Genomic DNA, 15,436 nt, shown 5'->3' on the forward strand with positions numbered 1-15,436 from the left:
CCATGCGCTACCGCACGCTTGATTCGAAACTGATCATCGAAACCGCCGAGCAACTGGAAAAACGCGTCGCCGACCGTTTTCCCGATGCAGGCTTGCGTGGCGTCGCCATTGAACTTGTGTCGCTGTCGCGTGATCTGGCCAAGGCGGCGAAGGCGCTGGAAGCGCCGATCTGGTGGCTGCGCGGCGTCATCATCGCCGCCATTGCCGCTGGCGCGCTGATGTTCCTGTTCGTCGGCACCATCCTGCCGCTCGGCCGTGTCTCGGCAAACCACGATGCCATCCAGTCGGTGCAGGGCATAGAATCCTCGATCAACGTGATCATCCTGACGGCGCTGGGCTTCCTGGCCTTGATCCGAACCGAGGAGCGTATCAAGCGCAAGCAGGTGTTTCGCAAGCTTCACGGCTTGCGATCGCTGATCCACGTCATCGACATGCATCAGCTGACCAAGGATCCGGCAGTGCTTTCAGCCGATTTCAAGCCGGCATCGCATTCACCGGCACGCATAACCGACCGTGCCGATCTCGCCCGCTATCTCGACTATTGCTCCGAAATGCTGTCGATCACCGGCAAAATCGCCGCGCTGTTCGCCCAGTCGGTCAACGACAATGTCGTCGTCGATGGCGTCAACGACATCGAGACTCTCGCCTCCAACCTGTCGCGGAAGATCTGGCAAAAGATCACGCTGATCGAAGGCCGGCACTGATCGCTTCCGGTGTCAGGCCGGGCGATCCATGATTTTCCTGCTCTGCCTTGCGAACCAGTGCCGTGACACGCTTTATCAGCGGCGCCGGCGTGCCCTCTCTGTCAGCCAGGCGCAGGATCGCACCTTGCAGCTCGTCGATCTCGGTCGGCCGGCCGCGCTGCAGATCGTCCCACATCGACGAGCGTGCCTCGGGATCGATCGCAAGCATGCGCCGCGCCAGGACCTTGAACAGCCCGTCGGGCAGACGGAGCAGTTTTGGCAGCAGCGCCGGGCGCAGGCCGGCGATCCGCGCCGGCTCGATGCTCACGCCCGCATTGCCGCCAACGCCTCGTCGATCTGGCCGGCCAGGATCAGCCGCCAGCGGCGGTCGGCCAATTGCGTTGCCAGCGGCAGGCCGCAAAGCGCCACCAGCGCGTTGTTCAAGTTGAGCAGCAGCTTGCCCCACAGCACCGCGGTCATGTCGCCATGCGCGGCGACTGCGAACCCATCGACGTCGAGCAGTTCATCGAGGCCGGCGATCCCTTCTTCGATCATCACCTTGCCCTCGCTGGCGCGATGCACGCGAAGCGGCAATTCGCCATCCGGTGACTGGACCACGTTGAACGGCACCATGCCTGCGAGCACAGGTCGCCCAGTAAGCCTTGCCCGCAGCCTGTCGGCATTGTCGACGCCGTTCTGCAGGCTGACCACCACCGCGTCCGGGCGGGCGTGGCCGGCAATGAGCGCCGCCATGTCTTCAGTAGCGCCGCTCTTGACCGTCACAAGAATAATTTCAGCACCGCGCAAGGCGGCCGCCGGATCGGCGGTGGCCGACAGCCCATCCGGCTTGATGGAGCGATCGCGGCCGTCAAGCTCGGTGGCCCGCAACCCGTCCTTCCGCAAGGCCTCTTCGATGCGCGGCCGCGCCAGCAGAATCACCCGTAGCCCGGCGAGCGCCAGGCAGCCGCCGGCATAGCAGCCGATGCTGCCGGCGCCGGCGATGACGATCCTTTTGTCCTCGTTGGCCATCCGATGATGCTGCCTTGGCCTGCGACTATACGACATGAAAACCATAATGTCGGCGGGATGGCTGGCCCTTATGTCTGGCCGTGACAGGCCTTGCGCTTTCGACTATCGCTTTTGCCCATGACGTTGCCTTCCGATCCCGCCAGAAATCTAGCCGCCCTTATCCGTTGTGCCTCGGTGACGCCCGCTGAAGGCGGAGCACTGAGCACGCTCGAAACAATGCTGAAGCCGCTCGGCTTTTCCGTCGAGCGCCCGGTGTTTTCGGAAGGCGGCACGCCCGATATCGAAAATCTCTATGCGCGGCGCTCCGGCAACGGTCCGCATCTGATGTTCGCTGGGCATACCGACGTGGTGCCGGTCGGCGACGAAGCTTCATGGACTCATCCGCCTTTCGCCGCCGAGATTGCCAAGGGCGAGATGTTCGGCCGCGGCGCCGTCGACATGAAGGGCGGCATCGCCTGTTTCATCGCCGCGGTGGCGCGCCATATCGAGTCGAAGGGCGGCTTGAAAGGCTCGGTCTCGCTGCTGATCACCGGCGATGAAGAAGGGCCGGCCATCAACGGCACGACAAAGCTGCTCGAATGGGCAGCCGCCAAGGGCGAGAAGTGGGATGCGTCTATCGTCGGCGAACCGACCAATCCAGACGCGCTGGGCGATATGATCAAGATCGGCCGGCGCGGTTCGCTGTCCGGCAGCATCATCGTCAACGGCCGGCAGGGCCACGCCGCTTATCCGCAGCTTGCCGACAACCCGGTGCGCGGCCTGATGACGCTGGTCGACGCCTTGCTGCACCCCGTCTTCGACGAGGGCACAAAGGATTTCCAGCCGACCAATCTGGAGGTGACCTCGATCGACGTCGGCAATCCGGTCACCAATGTCATTCCGGCGAAGGCGACCGCCACCTTCAACATCCGCTTCAACGACACATGGACCGCCGAGACCATCCAGGCGGAAATCCACAACCGTCTCGACAAGGCGGCGAAGCGCAAGAAATACCGGACCGGCAAGACGACGCCGGTCGATTACGAGCTCCTCTGGCGCGATCGGCCGAGCCACGTCTTCCTCACTCGCGACGACCGGCTGATCGAGACGCTCAGCGGCTCGGTCAAGGCGGTGATCGGCAGGAAGCCGGCGCTTTCCACCTCCGGCGGCACCTCAGACGCCCGCTTCATCAAGGACTATTGTCCGGTGGTCGAGTTCGGGCTGGTCGGCAAGACCATGCACATGGTCGATGAACGCGTCGCGCTTGCCGACCTCGAGACGCTGACGCAAATTTATCAGCGCTTCATCGAAGACTGGTTCGAGCGAGGCATATCGTAACCATGCTTTCGTCGGACGAAACCTATGCTTCCCTGACAGGCGCCTGGCGACTGATGCTCGGCAAGGCCGACGGGCTGCGCCTGCTCGACCTTTCGGCCGACGGTTTCTGGAATTCCTTCTTCGCCATCATCGTCGCGGCACCGGCGCTGATCGTCGGTTGGGTCGGCCTTGCCAACGAGATCGGCGATCCGGATGCATTCGCGGGGCGCTTCAGCATGCTGATCCGTCTGGCGACGGTCGACATTGGCGCCTGGGTACTGCCGCTTGTCGGCCTTGCCTTTATCGCGCCGCGTGCCGGCATTGGCGGGCGCTTCGTCCACTATGTCGTCGCCAGCAACTGGGCGTCGGCGATCATCGCCTGGATGATGCTGCCGTCGGCGTTGATCAGGCTTTTCCTGCCTTCCACCAACGAGTTCGCCGTACTGGCGTCGCTGCTTTTGTTTGCGCTGTCGATGGTCCTGACCTGGCGGATGACAAACATCGCCATCGGCAGGGGCGCAGCTGTCGGCACCGCCGTCTTCGCCGGCATGTTCGTGGCGTCGCTGGTCGTTCTGTTCGGCCTGCAGGCGCTGCTCGGCATCGGTGCGCCCGCTTAATCGACTTTCGGATAATCCACACCGACGAGAAAAAGTCCGTCGGGCGGCGCAACCTGGCCGCAGGCTGCACGGTCGCGCGCATCGAGCGCCGCCTTCAGGTCGGCAATTGTCCAGCCGCCTTCGCCGACGCGCTTCAGCGAGCCGACCATCGAGCGCACCTGATTGTGCAGGAACGAGCGCGCCGAGGCTCGCACTTCGATCACGTCACCCAGCCGACTGACATCCAGCCGATCAAGCGTCCGGATCGGGCTGTCGGCCTGGCATTGGGTCGAGCGGAACGTAGTGAAATCATGCCGCCCCAGCAGCACTTTTGCCGCCTCGTGCATGGCCTCGGCGTCGAGCCGCTTCGGCACCCACCAGATCTTGCCCTTGTCGAGCGCTGCCGGCGCGCGCCGGTTGACGATGCGATAGAGATAGTGGCGGCCGGTCGCCGAGAAACGCGCATCGAAGCTATCAGGCACGACAGCCGCCTTGAGGACGGCGATGCGCGCCTTGGCCGCTTGCAGATGGGCGTTGACCGCATCGCGCACCTTGTCATCGGGCCACGCCTTGACGAGATCGACATGCGCTACCTGGCCGGTCGCATGGACGCCGGCATCGGTGCGGCCGGCGCCGCGCAGCGAGACCTGCTCACCGCAGAATTTCTCGATCGCCTGCTCGATCGCCTGCTGCACCGAAGGCTGGTCTGCCTGGCGCTGCCAGCCGGCATAGAGGCTGCCGTCATATTCGATGTCGAGGCGAAAACGCGGCATTCCTAAAGCAGGATGAGGTTAGGCGGCGAGCGCGGAGCCGAAGGCCGAAGCGTAGACCAGCTTGCCGGTCTCAGGCGCCTCGCCCCAGGCCAGCGCCTGCAGCGCGTCGCCCTGATATTCGCTCTCGAATTTTTCGGCGCGTGCGTGGCTGTAGCCGAAGCGGCCATAATAGGCGGGATCGCCAAGCACCACCGCCAGCACCTCGCCGGCGTCCTTGAGGCGGATATGCGCCTCGCGGACCAGCGCGCCGCCGATGCCGGTGCCATGGAACGACGGCTCGACGGCCAAAGGCGCCAGCGCCACCGCTGGAAAGCTCTTGCCACCATTCTGCACGAAAAGCCTGGAAAACAGGATGTGGCCGACCACCTGCCCATCTTCGTCCGCCACCAGCTCGACGACGGCATCGCCGCCGGTGACCAGCGCGTCGACCAGTCCGGCCTCCGCCTGCTGGCCGAATGCGTGTTCCTCGACGAGGCGGATCGCCTCGCGGTCCCGCGGCGTCGCCGCGCGTATCGACATCATGCTCATGAGAATTTCGTTCCTTTTTCGAGCTTGGCCCCGCGCAGAAACTCTTGCGCGGCAATGGGCCTTCCGCCCGCACGTTGAACTTCGACCAGCCTGATGGCGCCTGACCCGCAGGCGACCGTCAGGCGGTCATCGAGAATTCCTCCCGACTCGCCGGCGCCTTGCGAAAGCGTCGAGCGAAGCAGTTTCAGCCGTTCCAGGCGGCCGCCGATTTCGGTCTCGCACCATGCGCCGGGAAAGGGCGACAGGCCGCGAATATGATCGTGGACTTCGCCAGCAGGCCGCGTCCAGTCCACGCGCGTCTCCGCTTTATCGATCTTTTTGGCGTAGGTCACCCCCACCGTCGCCTGCGTGGTAAATGTCAGGGCATCCCGTTCCAGCCGTGCCAGCGCTTCCGCCATCAGCGCGGCACCAATGAGCATCAACCGATCGTGCAGGTCGCCGGCCGTCATGTCTGGCCCGATGGTGCACTTTTCAACCATGGCCACCGGGCCTGTGTCCAGGCCTTCCTCCATCCGCATCACCATCATGCCAGTCTCAGTGTCGCCGGCCATGATGGCGCGCTGAATGGGTGCGGCGCCGCGCCAGCGCGGCAACAGCGACGCGTGGCCATTGAGACAACCGAGCCGCGGCGCCTCGAGGACGGGTTTGGGCAACAGCAGTCCAAAGGCGACAACCACGGCGACATCGGCCCGCAAAGAGCCGAACGCTTCCTGCTCGACCTCGCTTTTCAGCGACACCGGCGTCCGCACCTCGATGCCCAGCCGCTCCGCCTCGCGCTGCACCGGCGATGGCGTCAGTTCCAGCCCACGGCGACCGGCGGCGCGCGGCGGCTGGGTGTAGACGGCTTCGATCTCATGCCCGGCCTCCGCGATCGCCCGCAGTGTCGGCACCGAGAATTCGGGTGTGCCCATGAAAACGACGCGCAGGGGCATTTTTGAGCCCTATCCCACCAACTTGCCCGGCGCCTTGCTGCCCGGCGCTTTATCCCTGGCGAGCTTCTTGAACTTCTTCACCACCATGTCGCGCTTCAGCTTCGAGATGTGGTCGATGAACAGAACGCCGTTGAGATGATCTATCTCATGTTGCAGGCAGGTCGCCATCAGCCCTTCGGCCTCGATCTCCTGCAGCTTGCCGTCGCGATCGAGATATTTCACACGCACGGCGGCGGGGCGCTCGACCTCGGCATAGTAATCCGGGATCGACAGGCAACCCTCCTCGTAGACCGAGCGCTGATCGGCGCTGTCGAGGACCTCGGGGTTGATGAAGACATGCGGCGCCGGCGTCTCGTCTTCCTTGGCGAGGTCGATCACCAGCATGCGCAACGGTTCGCCGACCTGGATCGCCGCCAGGCCGATGCCCGGCGCATCGTACATGGTCTCCAGCATGTCGTCGGCCAGCTTGCGCAAAGCGCCGTCGACGCGCTCGACCGGTTTCGAAACCTGGCGCAGAACGGGATCGGGAAGGATGATGAGAGGCTTGATCGACATGGCGTCTCACCTAAGACGTCGCACGGAAAGCGTCAACCGGGGCAATTGAAGCGCCGTTCACGTTTTGATCTGTGCCGTCAGGGAGAATCATCTATGCTGTCCATATGAACGACCTGACATCAATCCTGTCCGAACCAATCGCCCGGCTCGGCGCCACCACGATCACGCTCGGCCACGCATTGGCATTCGGCGCGATCCTGTTTCTGGGCCTGTTCGTGGCGCTGGTCGTCTCGCTGTGGCGGTCGGCCAAGGCGCGTGCAGTGGCGGCTGCGGAAGCCGCCGACCACGCCCGCGACGCCGAGGCGCGGATGGCCGGCATCCTGCAAAGCCAGGCCGAGATGCAGGGCCGCATGGGCGCCATCGCCGAAGTGTTCGGGGCGCGGCAGGCCGAACTCACACAGTCGATCGGCCAACGCCTCGACGCGATGACCGGCCGCCTCGGCCAGACCATGACCGAGCAGACGAAATCGACGCATGAGAGCCTTGCCAAGCTGCAGGAACGGCTGGCGGTCATCGATATCGCGCAGGGCAACATCCAGTCGCTCGCCGGCCAGGTCGTTCAGCTCCAGGCGATCCTCTCCAACAAGCAGACGCGCGGCGCCTTCGGCCAGTCGCGCATGGAGGCGATCGTCGCCGACGGCCTGCCGCACGGCGCCTACGAATTCCAGGCGACCTTGTCGAACGGCAGCCGGCCCGACTGCCTGGTGAAGATGCCGAACGGCGCGCCGGCGCTTGCCATAGACGCCAAGTTTCCGCTGGAAGCCTGGAACGCCATCCGTGCCGCCGAAGGTGTCGATTTGCAGAAGGTCGCCGCACAAGCGTTTCGACGCGACATCGAGGTGCACGTCCGCGATATATCAGAAAAATACCTGATCCAGGGCGAGACGCAGGACACCGCTTTCATGTTCGTGCCGTCGGAATCGGTGTTTGCCGAGATCCACGAGAATTTCGAGGGGATTGTCCACAAGGCGCACCGCGCCCGCATCGTCATCGTCTCGCCGTCGCTGCTGATGTTGTCGATCCAGGTCATCCAGGCGATCCTCAAGGACGCCCGCATGCGCGAGCAGGCGCATCTGATTCAGGGCGAGGTGATCCGGCTGATGGAGGATGTCTCGCGCCTCGACGAGCGGGTGCGCAAATTGCAGAGCCATTTCGGCCAGTCGGCCAAGGATATCGACGATATCCTCGTCTCGACGTCGAAGGTGACCAAGCGCGGCCAGAAGATCGAGGCGCTGGAGTTCGGCGCGCAGCCGACGGAGGGCGACGCCGGATCGGCCGAGACCACACACGGCGCGAAGGTCGATGCGGGTGCGCGCGTCGCCGACTCCAAGACCGGTCAGCTGAGACTTAGGGTCGTCGAAGACGACGACTGAGAGGCTACTGCTCCTCGATGATCGTCGTGCCTTCGAAGTCCGGCAGCCAGTGCAGCGCCGAGCGATGCCACAACTGCCGTCTCGGCACCAGTTCATCGCGCTGACGCGCCGTGCCTACCCTGATGCCGTAGACTTTCGGTCCGTCACCGACCGACGTGGCATAGAGATGCGAACCGCACTCGCCGCAAAAAGCCTGGGCGCGCCTGGCGCCGCTCGACCCGGTCTTGATGTAGATCTTCGGCGTGCCCCTGGTGATCCGGTAATGATCCTCCGACGCCGGCACGGTCACCCGAAACGCCGTTCCAGTCAGTTGCTGGCAATCGATGCAGTGGCAGATATTGGTCTTTTCCGGATCGACTTCGGCCTCGTAGGTGATGGCGCCGCAATGACACCCACCGTCGATTTTCATCTTCATTCCTCCCAAAATCCGTTCGGCAATGCTTGAGCGACGTGCGCCCGTTTGGACACATAGTATGGTGTAATGCTTTGAACCTACACATCATGCTTTCCAAAATCGACTCCGACATTCGAGTCGATGCGGCAGCGCGGCAGGCGAACCTTGCAACGGCAGGCCTCTAGTCCGGCGCTTGTCCCGACGCGGCCTCTATGGCCTTGAGCCGGCCGGCTCAGGTTCCGCTGGTCTGCGGCTTGACGAACAGTCGCGTGACCTCGGGCATCTCGGTCCTCAGCCGTGCCTCGGTGTGTTCGACGCAGGTCTCGATCTCGGGCGCCGACAAATGGTCCTCGTTGGCAACCGGCTCGGGCGCCATCGGTCGGACTTTGAGCATTCCTTCTCCAAGCGTGAGAACAGTCCGCAGTTGGCCGGGCGCGCCAGTATGCGAAATCCGCTGTGAAGGTGGGGCTTAGCCACAACCGCTCAAGGTCGGTCCGTCGTTGCAGGGCTGGCGTGTTTTCATCGAGCCAAGACTGACGCTAGGTACCGTGCCGGGAATGAGATATAGTTCAGATACTAGTGACTGCCGGGCGCTGGCACAATGGCTGGACTGGGTGAACAGATTGCGCGTCAGCAGCGCACCATGGGACCGCTCCTGGTGGCGGCAGTGGTCATCGGCCTTATAGGCCTGCCCGTCGCAGCCTGGCTCGACCTCCGAGACCTATCGGAACGGATGCTGCGCACGCAAGCCAGCGAAATCAGCCGGATCATCGACGAAATGCGCGGATTTTACGGCAGCGACGTCGTGGGGCGCGTGCTGCAAGCAGACGACGCCGTGACCGCGACGCACAACTACCGGGACGTGCCAGGTGCGATCCCTATTCCAGCAACCCTCTCGATCGAACTCGGCAAGCGCATCAGCGCTCACGACGGGTCCGTCAAATATCGGTTCGTCTCCGATCTACCTTTCAAAGGTCGCGACCCCCACCAGCTCGATGTATTCGAGCGGAACGCAATTTTTGCTTTGCGCGCCAACCCGAGGGAGCCGATCATCGAAGTCTCGGGTTCGCTGTTTGACCGGCACGTCCGCGCCGCGGCCCCCGTTGTAATGGGACAAGTCTGCGTGACCTGCCATAACTCACACCCGGACAGCCCCAAGACGGACTGGAAGGTAGGGGATGTCCGAGGGATCCAGGAGATATCAGTCAATCAGCCTATCGCTGCGAACGTCCTCGCCTTCAAGTATCTGCTCCTATATTTCGGCTTCGCGGCGGCGGCGGGCCTGACGTTCATTCTCCTGCAGCGTCGGCAGTCCGCCTTGGTTCAGGGCATCAACAAGGAGCTTTCCGAGGCAAACGACTTCCTGGCCGCGATTTCATTGAAGATCGCCAAATACCTCTCGCCTCAAATTTACAAAAGCATCTTCAGCGGCCAGAAGGACGTCACCATCGCGACCGAGCGCAAGAAGCTCACGATCTTTTTCTCCGACGTCAAGGATTTCACCGCGATCGTGGAACGGCTCCAGCCCGAGGACCTGACGGTTCTCCTCAACGAGTACTTCACCGAGATGTCGAGGATCGCGCTCAAACACGGCGCCACCGTCGACAAGTTCATCGGCGACGCGCTTCTTGTGTTCTTCGGAGACCCGGAGACGCAAGGCATCGAGGAAGACGCGAGAGCCTGCTTGCGCATGGCTGTCGACATGCAGCGTCGGCTGGAGCAGTTGAACAGGGTGTGGCGTGACCGCGGAGTTGAACGGCCCTTCCGAGCTCGCATGGGCATCAACACGGGCTATTGCAATGTTGGGAACTTCGGTTCCGATGATCGGATGGACTACACGATCATCGGAGCCGAAGCGAACTTGGCGGCCCGTCTGCAGTCGATTGCCGAGCCTGGCGGCATCTGCCTCAGCTATGAGACTTACGCGCTCGTTCGCGACCTTGTCCGGGCGCGTCCGTTAGCACCGATTGCCATGAAGGGGATCAGCCGGGAGGTTGTCCCCTACGAAGTCGAGGGCCTCCTGGGTGAACTGGCCCAGCGCCCTCAGGTCATCAGCGAGCACGCGACTGGCCTCGACTTGTTCCTCGATGTTGAGGCAATCGACGAGAACGGGGTCGAGCGGGCGAAGAAACGACTTTCGGAGGCGCTCCTGGCCTTAACCATCCGAAGCAAGCCCGCCGCTTTTTAGGTTCTCTAGAAACTGTCCCACTGTCAGGGCACCTCTATGCCCAGCATCATCTCGCCGAGTGCTGCTCCTCCAAACTCAAGCAGTTCCGCTGGGTCGCAACCCGCTCGAGAAAACCGCCCACTATTACCGCCGTTGTCACTCTCGCGGCTATTGTCTTGTGGTTGCGGTAACTGTCCACACGGCCTAATCGACGATCTCGTTCGTCCAGACCTTGAAACCGGCCAGCGTGCCCGGCCCGAAAATATGGGTCAGCGGCACATCGGCAGCGTCGCGGCCGGAGGCAATCAGGATGCGGCCTATGCGCGGCGCATTGTTGCGCGGATCGAAGGCATGCCAGCGGCCGCCGAGATAGACCTCCATCCAGGCAGCGAAATCCATGTCCGACCACGGTTTCGGCAGGCCGATGTCGCTGATGTAGCCGGTGCAATAGCGGGTCGGGATGTTCAGGGCGCGGCAGAAGGCCACGGCGAGATGGGCAAAATCGCGGCAGACGCCGCTTTGCTCACGATATGCCTCGGCTGCCGTGCGCGTCGGCCGCGCATTGCCGTAATTGAAGATGATGTGGTTGTGGACGAAGTCGCAGACCGCCTGAACCCGTGGAATGCCGAGCGGTGTGTGGCCGAACAGCCGCCATGCCTCGCTCGCCAGCACGTCGCTCTCGCAATAGCGGCTGGGCAGCAGGAACAGCAATGTTTCCGACGGCAGGTCGCGCACCTCGTGCTGCCACGCCACCAGCTCGCCCAACTCGAAGGTTCCCGGGTCGCGGATCACGGCGTCCGTGCCGAAGGTGAAGCGACCGGGCGGGGCGACAAGACGGTTGCACCAATTGCCGAAACTGTCGCGGTAGCTCTCGATCGGCACCGGTGGGTTCGAGGTCAGGAAATCCGGCCGCTCGAGATCGGACGCCCGGGAATAGTGGACGTTGAGCATCGCGATCAGCGGCGCTTCCTGCGGAAAGTCGAAGCTCATCTCGCAGCCGATGTGGATTCGCATTGTCGTCCTGACCGGCCTGCCGGATCAACACCCGGCGAAGGCACGGGCTGTTGCTGCAGTGCAAAAAGATCATCGCACGGACCAACGCGGTTTACGAGCGAATTAGAAACCGCTTGACGGCCGCCGGCCGGCACAGGCGCCAGATTATGCCTCTTGCGGTCGGGCGTTTCTCTTGGTTCATTTCGCTTGCCACAATCGGAGGACGAATCATGGCTAAAGGTGCGATGAAGGCGGGCAAAGAAGCCCGCAAGCCGAAGAAGGACGCGAAGAAACCCGCCGCTGCCCCGACCCTGAAGGCGCCGCCCGTCAAGGCGACCAAACTCAAGGACAGGTAAGTCTCGGCGTTTCGGCGCAAGGCCATGACCGGCGGCATTTCAGGACCAATCGACAGTCAGCGATTGGTCCTGAAATGCCGCCGGCGCTGCTGTTGATTGGGCACCCGAAATTTCTATATCAATGCAGCGAAGACGACTTCGCGCTTTCCGAAAAGACCGGGACGACCCGCAATTCAATGGAGCGTTCCGATGTCGTGGATTCTTCTCTTCTTCGCTGGCCTGTTCGAGATCGGCTGGGCGATCGGCCTCAAATACACCGATGGGTTTTCGAAACCGCTGCCGACGGTCCTGACGGTTGTCTCGATGGTCGTCAGTCTCGCCTTGCTCGGACTGGCGCTGAAGACGCTGCCGGTCGGCACGGCCTATGCGGTGTGGACCGGCATCGGCACAGTCGGCACGGCGCTGCTTGGCATCTGGCTGCTCGGCGAGCCTGCGACGGCGATCAGGCTGGCCTGCATCGCGCTCATCGTCTGCGGCATCATGGGGCTGAAGCTCGCGGCCTAGTTTGGCTGCAAGATTGCAACACAAACGCCTTCAGGGCCGCTGCAAGGCGGCCCTGAATTTGCTTGGTGAAATCGCGCTGTAGGAGCGCTAGCGAGCCGAAAAGCCCGGGGGCGTCCTGCCGGTGCGCTGCTTGCGCGCCGCATAGCGCGCGTCGCGCTTAGCCTTGCGCTCGGCCTCGTCGGCGAGCAAACGAGCGATGCGCTCGTTCTCTTCGGCTTCCCGGATCTTCGCTTCCGCCTGCGCCGCTTCTTCGGCAGCGATACGCGCTGCTTCGGCAGCCGCTTCGCGCTCGGCCTTCTCGGCCGCTTCGCGCGCCAGCTTTTCCTGCTTCAGCCTGGCCTTTTCGGCCTCGCGTATCGCACGAGCTTCGAGGATTGCCTTGCGTTCGGCCTGTCGTGCCAGCACTGCTGGATCGTCTGCTGCCGGCTTTGCCTTGAAGCGCTCGAGAAGCGCCTTCTTTGCCTCGTTTGCGGCATTGCGCCGCTCGAAAACGTCTTTTTCCCTATAGATAGCCAAGTCCACTTCCCTGGAGTCAATTTGCGAGGCTTACATACGCGTGAAAACCCAGAGTTCAAGCGCCAAAACGGTATGCCAGCCATGAAATTCTGAGCTGTTGCAGTCGGGAGACGCCTTTTCGGCTGAATTCGGCTGAAACGGACATGCACTGTTCACCATCCGCCCCTCTGGCGGCGCGGCGGACTGGTCGCTACCTGTAGCGCGAAAAACAAAACGCCAGGATGACACATGATGGAACTCGGTCTCTATACCTTCGCCGACGTCAGCCCGGAACCGGGTCCCGGCGCCATTGGCGCGCATGAGCGGCTGCGCAACCTGATCGAGGAGATCGAGCTGGCCGACCAGGTCGGCCTCGACGTGTTTGGGCTGGGCGAGCATCACCGTCCCGATTATGCGGCTTCAGCGCCAGTCGTGGCCCTGGCCGCGGCGGCCGAACGCACCAGGCGCATAAAGCTGACCAGCGCGGTCACCGTGCTTTCCTCCGACGATCCGGTTCGCGTCTTCCAGCAGTTTGCGACACTCGACCTTCTCTCCGGTGGCCGCGCCGAGATCATGGCCGGGCGCGGCTCGTTCATAGAATCCTTTCCACTGTTCGGCTACAATCTCGAAGACTATGACGAGCTCTTCGCCGAAAAGCTCGACCTGCTGCTTGCCATCCGCGATAGCGTCAAGGTGACCTGGTCGGGCAGGCTGCGCGCTCCGATCAACGATCGCGGCGTCTATCCCCGCCCTTTCCAGGACAAATTGCCGATCTGGATCGCGATTGGCGGCACGCCGCAGTCCGCCGCGCGGGCCGGCGCGCTCGGCCTGCCGCTGGCGCTGGCCATCATCGGCGGCGAGCCGGCACGGTTCGCGCCGTTGTTCGACATCTACAGGGAGGCGGCCAAACGGGCCGGCAACGATCCGGCTGATCTGGCCACCAGCCTCAACGTCCACGGCTTCATCGCCGAGACCACCGACCAGGCGGCCGACGATTTTTATGGGCCGCAGGCCGAGGTGATGAACCGCATCGGCCGCGAGCGTGGCTGGGGTCCAACGTCAAGGGCGCATTTCGACCAATCGCGTGGCCCGAACGGCGCGCTGTTCGTCGGCAATCCCGAACAGGTGGCCGAAAAGATCGTTGCCCAACATAGGATATTCGGCAACGACCGCTTCCTGCTGCAAATGGCGATCGGCACCATGGCGCATGCCAAGACCATGAAGGCGATCGAGCTCTACGGCACCAAGGTCGCGCCGATCGTGCGCAAGGAAACGGCGAAGGCCATCCCTGCCGTGGCCGCGCCGGCCGCCTGATTCATCGGCCCTGATTCACTGGCAAGGGCGCAGTACGGCCTTGCCATCAACGCCGGCTAACGCATCGGCCCGAAAATCGGAATCGATTTTCGGAAAGCACGATGCGTAGATTCAAAGTGTTAGAGCGTGCTTTGTGCGACCAAGTGGACGCACGTCGCTCTAACGGAACTTTGAAGCCGCAAAGGCGTTTCCGCCAACAGCGTACACCAATCGCGGTGTGCCGCCGAGGGCCAGAATGAAAGCCGACCCCGCCGCTTTGGGCGCAGGCGCTGCCGAAAGCCCGGATCCGCGCGTCGAGGCGCGCGCGGACACGCATCTGATGCGTTCGCTGCTCGTCGGGATCTTCATCCTTATGGCGATCTACGCGCTCTCCTTCGCTCGTGCCTTCTTCATGCCGGTCATTCTGGCTTTCCTGCTGGCGCTGACACTGACGCCGATCGTCCGCTTCCTGCGCAAACACGGCATGCCCGATGTTATGTCGGCGACACTGCTGGTGGTGCTGTCGGTCAGCGTCCTCGCCGTGACCGGCTATCTGCTCAGCGGCCCGGTCATCGACCTCATCAACAACACCTCGGTGATCGGCCAGCAATTGACCGAACGGCTCGCGCAACTGCGACGTCCTTTCGAGAGGATCATGGAGATTTCGCGGCAGATAGAGGGACTGACGCAGACATCCCAGGAGCCGGGCGTTCAGAGGGTTGCCATGGCGCAATCCGGCCTTCTCCCGCAAGCCGCCAGCAATTTGCTGTCGGCGGGCACCAGCCTCATCATCGTCTTCGTCCTGTCGCTGTTCCTGCTCGCCTCCGGCACGATGTTCTATGAGAAGATCGTCGAATCCTTCCCTAGTCTCAGCGAAAAGAAGCGGGCACTGCGCGTCGTCTATGACGTCGAACGTGAAATCTCGCACTACCTGCTCACCGTCGCCGTCATCAATACATGCCTGGGGTTGGTCATCGGACTCGGCCTCTGGGCACTCGGCGTGCCCAACCCGCAGGTCTGGGGCGCGGCAGCGGCTCTGCTCAATTTCCTGCCCTATATCGGGGCGCTGATTACAATCACGCTTGTCACGATCATCTCGCTGATCAGCTTCGACAGCATCTCCTACGCACTGCTGGCGCCGGCCTTCGTGCTGTTGTGCGATACCGTCGAGGGCCAGTTCGTGACGCCGACGGTGGTTGGCCGCCGCCTCGAGATCAATGCGGTGGCGATCCTCATCGCTATTGCCTTCTGGTCCTGGCTGTGGGGTTTCGTCGGCGCGCTGATGGCGGTGCCGCTGCTGGTCGTCATCAAGGTGTTCTGCGATCATTTCGACAGCCTCAGCCATGTCGGCAATTTCCTGGCGGCGCAGCATACTGCGGTGGTTGAGGAAGAACTCATCGAGGAGACGAACAGCGCTGCAGCGCAAACCGGCGCGCGGCGTTTGCGGCGCCCGGATTGAATGCCTATAT

16 protein-coding genes and 3 pseudogenes are annotated in these 15,436 nt (G+C 63.0%); 10 read left to right on the forward strand and 9 right to left on the reverse strand.

Going from position 1 to position 15,436, the window contains the following annotated elements:
• The first annotated feature begins 2 nt into the window (after nucleotides 1-2).
• Nucleotides 3-704: a hypothetical protein gene (locus tag EOC94_RS14425; protein WP_095484552.1), complete on the forward strand. Its 702-nt coding sequence runs from the start codon at nucleotides 3-5 to the stop codon at nucleotides 702-704.
• Here the strand turns inward: EOC94_RS14425 and EOC94_RS14430 are convergent.
• Nucleotides 679-1,712 (reverse strand): annotated as a pseudogene (locus tag EOC94_RS14430) (2-dehydropantoate 2-reductase). The gene EOC94_RS14425 and the pseudogene EOC94_RS14430 sit on opposite strands and share 26 nt — an antisense overlap.
• 117 nt (nucleotides 1,713-1,829) lie before the next feature.
• Between EOC94_RS14430 and dapE the strand changes: the two are divergent.
• Both dapE and EOC94_RS14440 read left to right on the forward strand, forming a co-directional pair.
• Nucleotides 1,830-3,029 (forward strand): succinyl-diaminopimelate desuccinylase, encoded by a 1,200-nt coding sequence (gene dapE, locus EOC94_RS14435; protein ID WP_127291239.1) that lies wholly within the window; start codon nucleotides 1,830-1,832, stop codon nucleotides 3,027-3,029.
• A 2-nt stretch (nucleotides 3,030-3,031) separates the two neighbouring features.
• Entirely contained in the window at nucleotides 3,032-3,625 is a 594-nt protein-coding gene (locus EOC94_RS14440; protein ID WP_126104061.1) for a transporter, read from the forward strand.
• Here the strand turns inward: EOC94_RS14440 and truA are convergent.
• From truA to def, 4 genes are read right to left on the reverse strand one after another with little or no spacing between them, the layout of a single operon-like run.
• A complete protein-coding gene (truA, locus tag EOC94_RS14445) occupies nucleotides 3,622-4,377 on the reverse strand; it encodes a tRNA pseudouridine(38-40) synthase TruA (protein ID WP_126104062.1) in 756 nt (251 codons plus the stop codon). The genes EOC94_RS14440 and truA overlap by 4 nt on opposite strands.
• 18 nt (nucleotides 4,378-4,395) lie before the next feature.
• Entirely contained in the window at nucleotides 4,396-4,905 is a 510-nt protein-coding gene (locus tag EOC94_RS14450; RefSeq protein WP_095484556.1) for an N-acetyltransferase, read from the reverse strand.
• On the reverse strand, nucleotides 4,902-5,837 hold the full coding sequence (gene fmt / locus EOC94_RS14455; RefSeq protein WP_127291241.1) for a methionyl-tRNA formyltransferase: 936 nt from the start codon (nucleotides 5,835-5,837) through the stop codon (nucleotides 4,902-4,904). The genes EOC94_RS14450 and fmt overlap by 4 nt, the downstream gene beginning before the upstream one ends.
• Before the next feature lie 9 nt (nucleotides 5,838-5,846).
• Entirely contained in the window at nucleotides 5,847-6,392 is a 546-nt protein-coding gene (def, locus tag EOC94_RS14460) for a peptide deformylase (protein WP_127291243.1), read from the reverse strand.
• Between the two features lie 104 nt (nucleotides 6,393-6,496).
• Between def and EOC94_RS14465 the strand changes: the two genes are divergently transcribed.
• Nucleotides 6,497-7,765 carry a DNA recombination protein RmuC gene (locus EOC94_RS14465; RefSeq protein ID WP_127291245.1) on the forward strand — a complete coding sequence of 423 codons (1,269 nt, stop codon included), beginning with the start codon at nucleotides 6,497-6,499 and terminating at the stop codon, nucleotides 7,763-7,765.
• 4 nt (nucleotides 7,766-7,769) lie between these two features.
• Here the strand turns inward: EOC94_RS14465 and EOC94_RS14470 are convergent, their stop codons facing one another.
• Nucleotides 7,770-8,174, reverse strand: a complete 405-nt coding sequence (locus EOC94_RS14470; protein ID WP_127291247.1) for a GFA family protein — start codon at nucleotides 8,172-8,174, stop codon at nucleotides 7,770-7,772.
• A 217-nt stretch (nucleotides 8,175-8,391) separates the two neighbouring features.
• Nucleotides 8,392-8,511: pseudogene (locus tag EOC94_RS14475) on the reverse strand (cation transporter); the annotation flags it as partial.
• 249 nt (nucleotides 8,512-8,760) lie between these two features.
• On the opposite strand from EOC94_RS14475, the gene EOC94_RS14480 reads away from it, so the two are divergent.
• Nucleotides 8,761-10,347 (forward strand): adenylate/guanylate cyclase domain-containing protein, encoded by a 1,587-nt coding sequence (locus tag EOC94_RS14480; protein ID WP_127291249.1) that lies wholly within the window; start codon nucleotides 8,761-8,763, stop codon nucleotides 10,345-10,347.
• Nucleotides 10,348-10,364: 17 nt separating this feature from the next.
• A pseudogene (locus tag EOC94_RS14485) lies at nucleotides 10,365-10,517 on the forward strand (IS5/IS1182 family transposase); the annotation flags it as partial.
• A gap of 13 nt (nucleotides 10,518-10,530) precedes the next feature.
• Here EOC94_RS14485 and EOC94_RS14490 read toward each other — a convergent pair.
• Nucleotides 10,531-11,340, reverse strand: coding sequence for a transglutaminase family protein (locus EOC94_RS14490; RefSeq protein ID WP_095484561.1), 810 nt, complete (start codon nucleotides 11,338-11,340; stop codon nucleotides 10,531-10,533).
• A 209-nt stretch (nucleotides 11,341-11,549) separates the two neighbouring features.
• Here EOC94_RS14490 and EOC94_RS35070 point away from each other — a divergent pair, with 209 nt between their 5' ends.
• Nucleotides 11,550-11,675 (forward strand): hypothetical protein, encoded by a 126-nt coding sequence (locus tag EOC94_RS35070; protein WP_082982715.1) that lies wholly within the window; start codon nucleotides 11,550-11,552, stop codon nucleotides 11,673-11,675.
• Nucleotides 11,676-11,864: 189 nt separating this feature from the next.
• Nucleotides 11,865-12,179, forward strand: coding sequence for a quaternary ammonium compound efflux SMR transporter SugE (gene sugE / locus EOC94_RS14500; protein ID WP_095484562.1), 315 nt, complete (start codon nucleotides 11,865-11,867; stop codon nucleotides 12,177-12,179).
• Between the two features lie 87 nt (nucleotides 12,180-12,266).
• Here the strand turns inward: sugE and EOC94_RS14505 are convergent, their stop codons facing one another.
• Nucleotides 12,267-12,695, reverse strand: coding sequence for a DUF6481 family protein (locus tag EOC94_RS14505; RefSeq protein WP_023801556.1), 429 nt, complete (start codon nucleotides 12,693-12,695; stop codon nucleotides 12,267-12,269).
• 231 nt (nucleotides 12,696-12,926) lie between these two features.
• Between EOC94_RS14505 and EOC94_RS14510 the strand changes: the two genes are divergently transcribed.
• The gene (locus tag EOC94_RS14510) at nucleotides 12,927-13,988 is read left to right on the forward strand and encodes an LLM class flavin-dependent oxidoreductase (protein WP_127291483.1); all 1,062 of its coding nucleotides are present in this window, start codon (nucleotides 12,927-12,929) and stop codon (nucleotides 13,986-13,988) included.
• 235 nt (nucleotides 13,989-14,223) lie between these two features.
• On the forward strand, nucleotides 14,224-15,426 hold the full coding sequence (locus EOC94_RS14515; RefSeq protein WP_095484563.1) for an AI-2E family transporter: 1,203 nt from the start codon (nucleotides 14,224-14,226) through the stop codon (nucleotides 15,424-15,426).
• Nucleotides 15,427-15,436: the final 10 nt, after the last annotated feature.

It is taken from the genome of Mesorhizobium sp. M6A.T.Ce.TU.016.01.1.1 (genome assembly GCF_003997065.1).
GTDB lineage: Bacteria > Pseudomonadota > Alphaproteobacteria > Rhizobiales > Rhizobiaceae > Mesorhizobium > Mesorhizobium mediterraneum.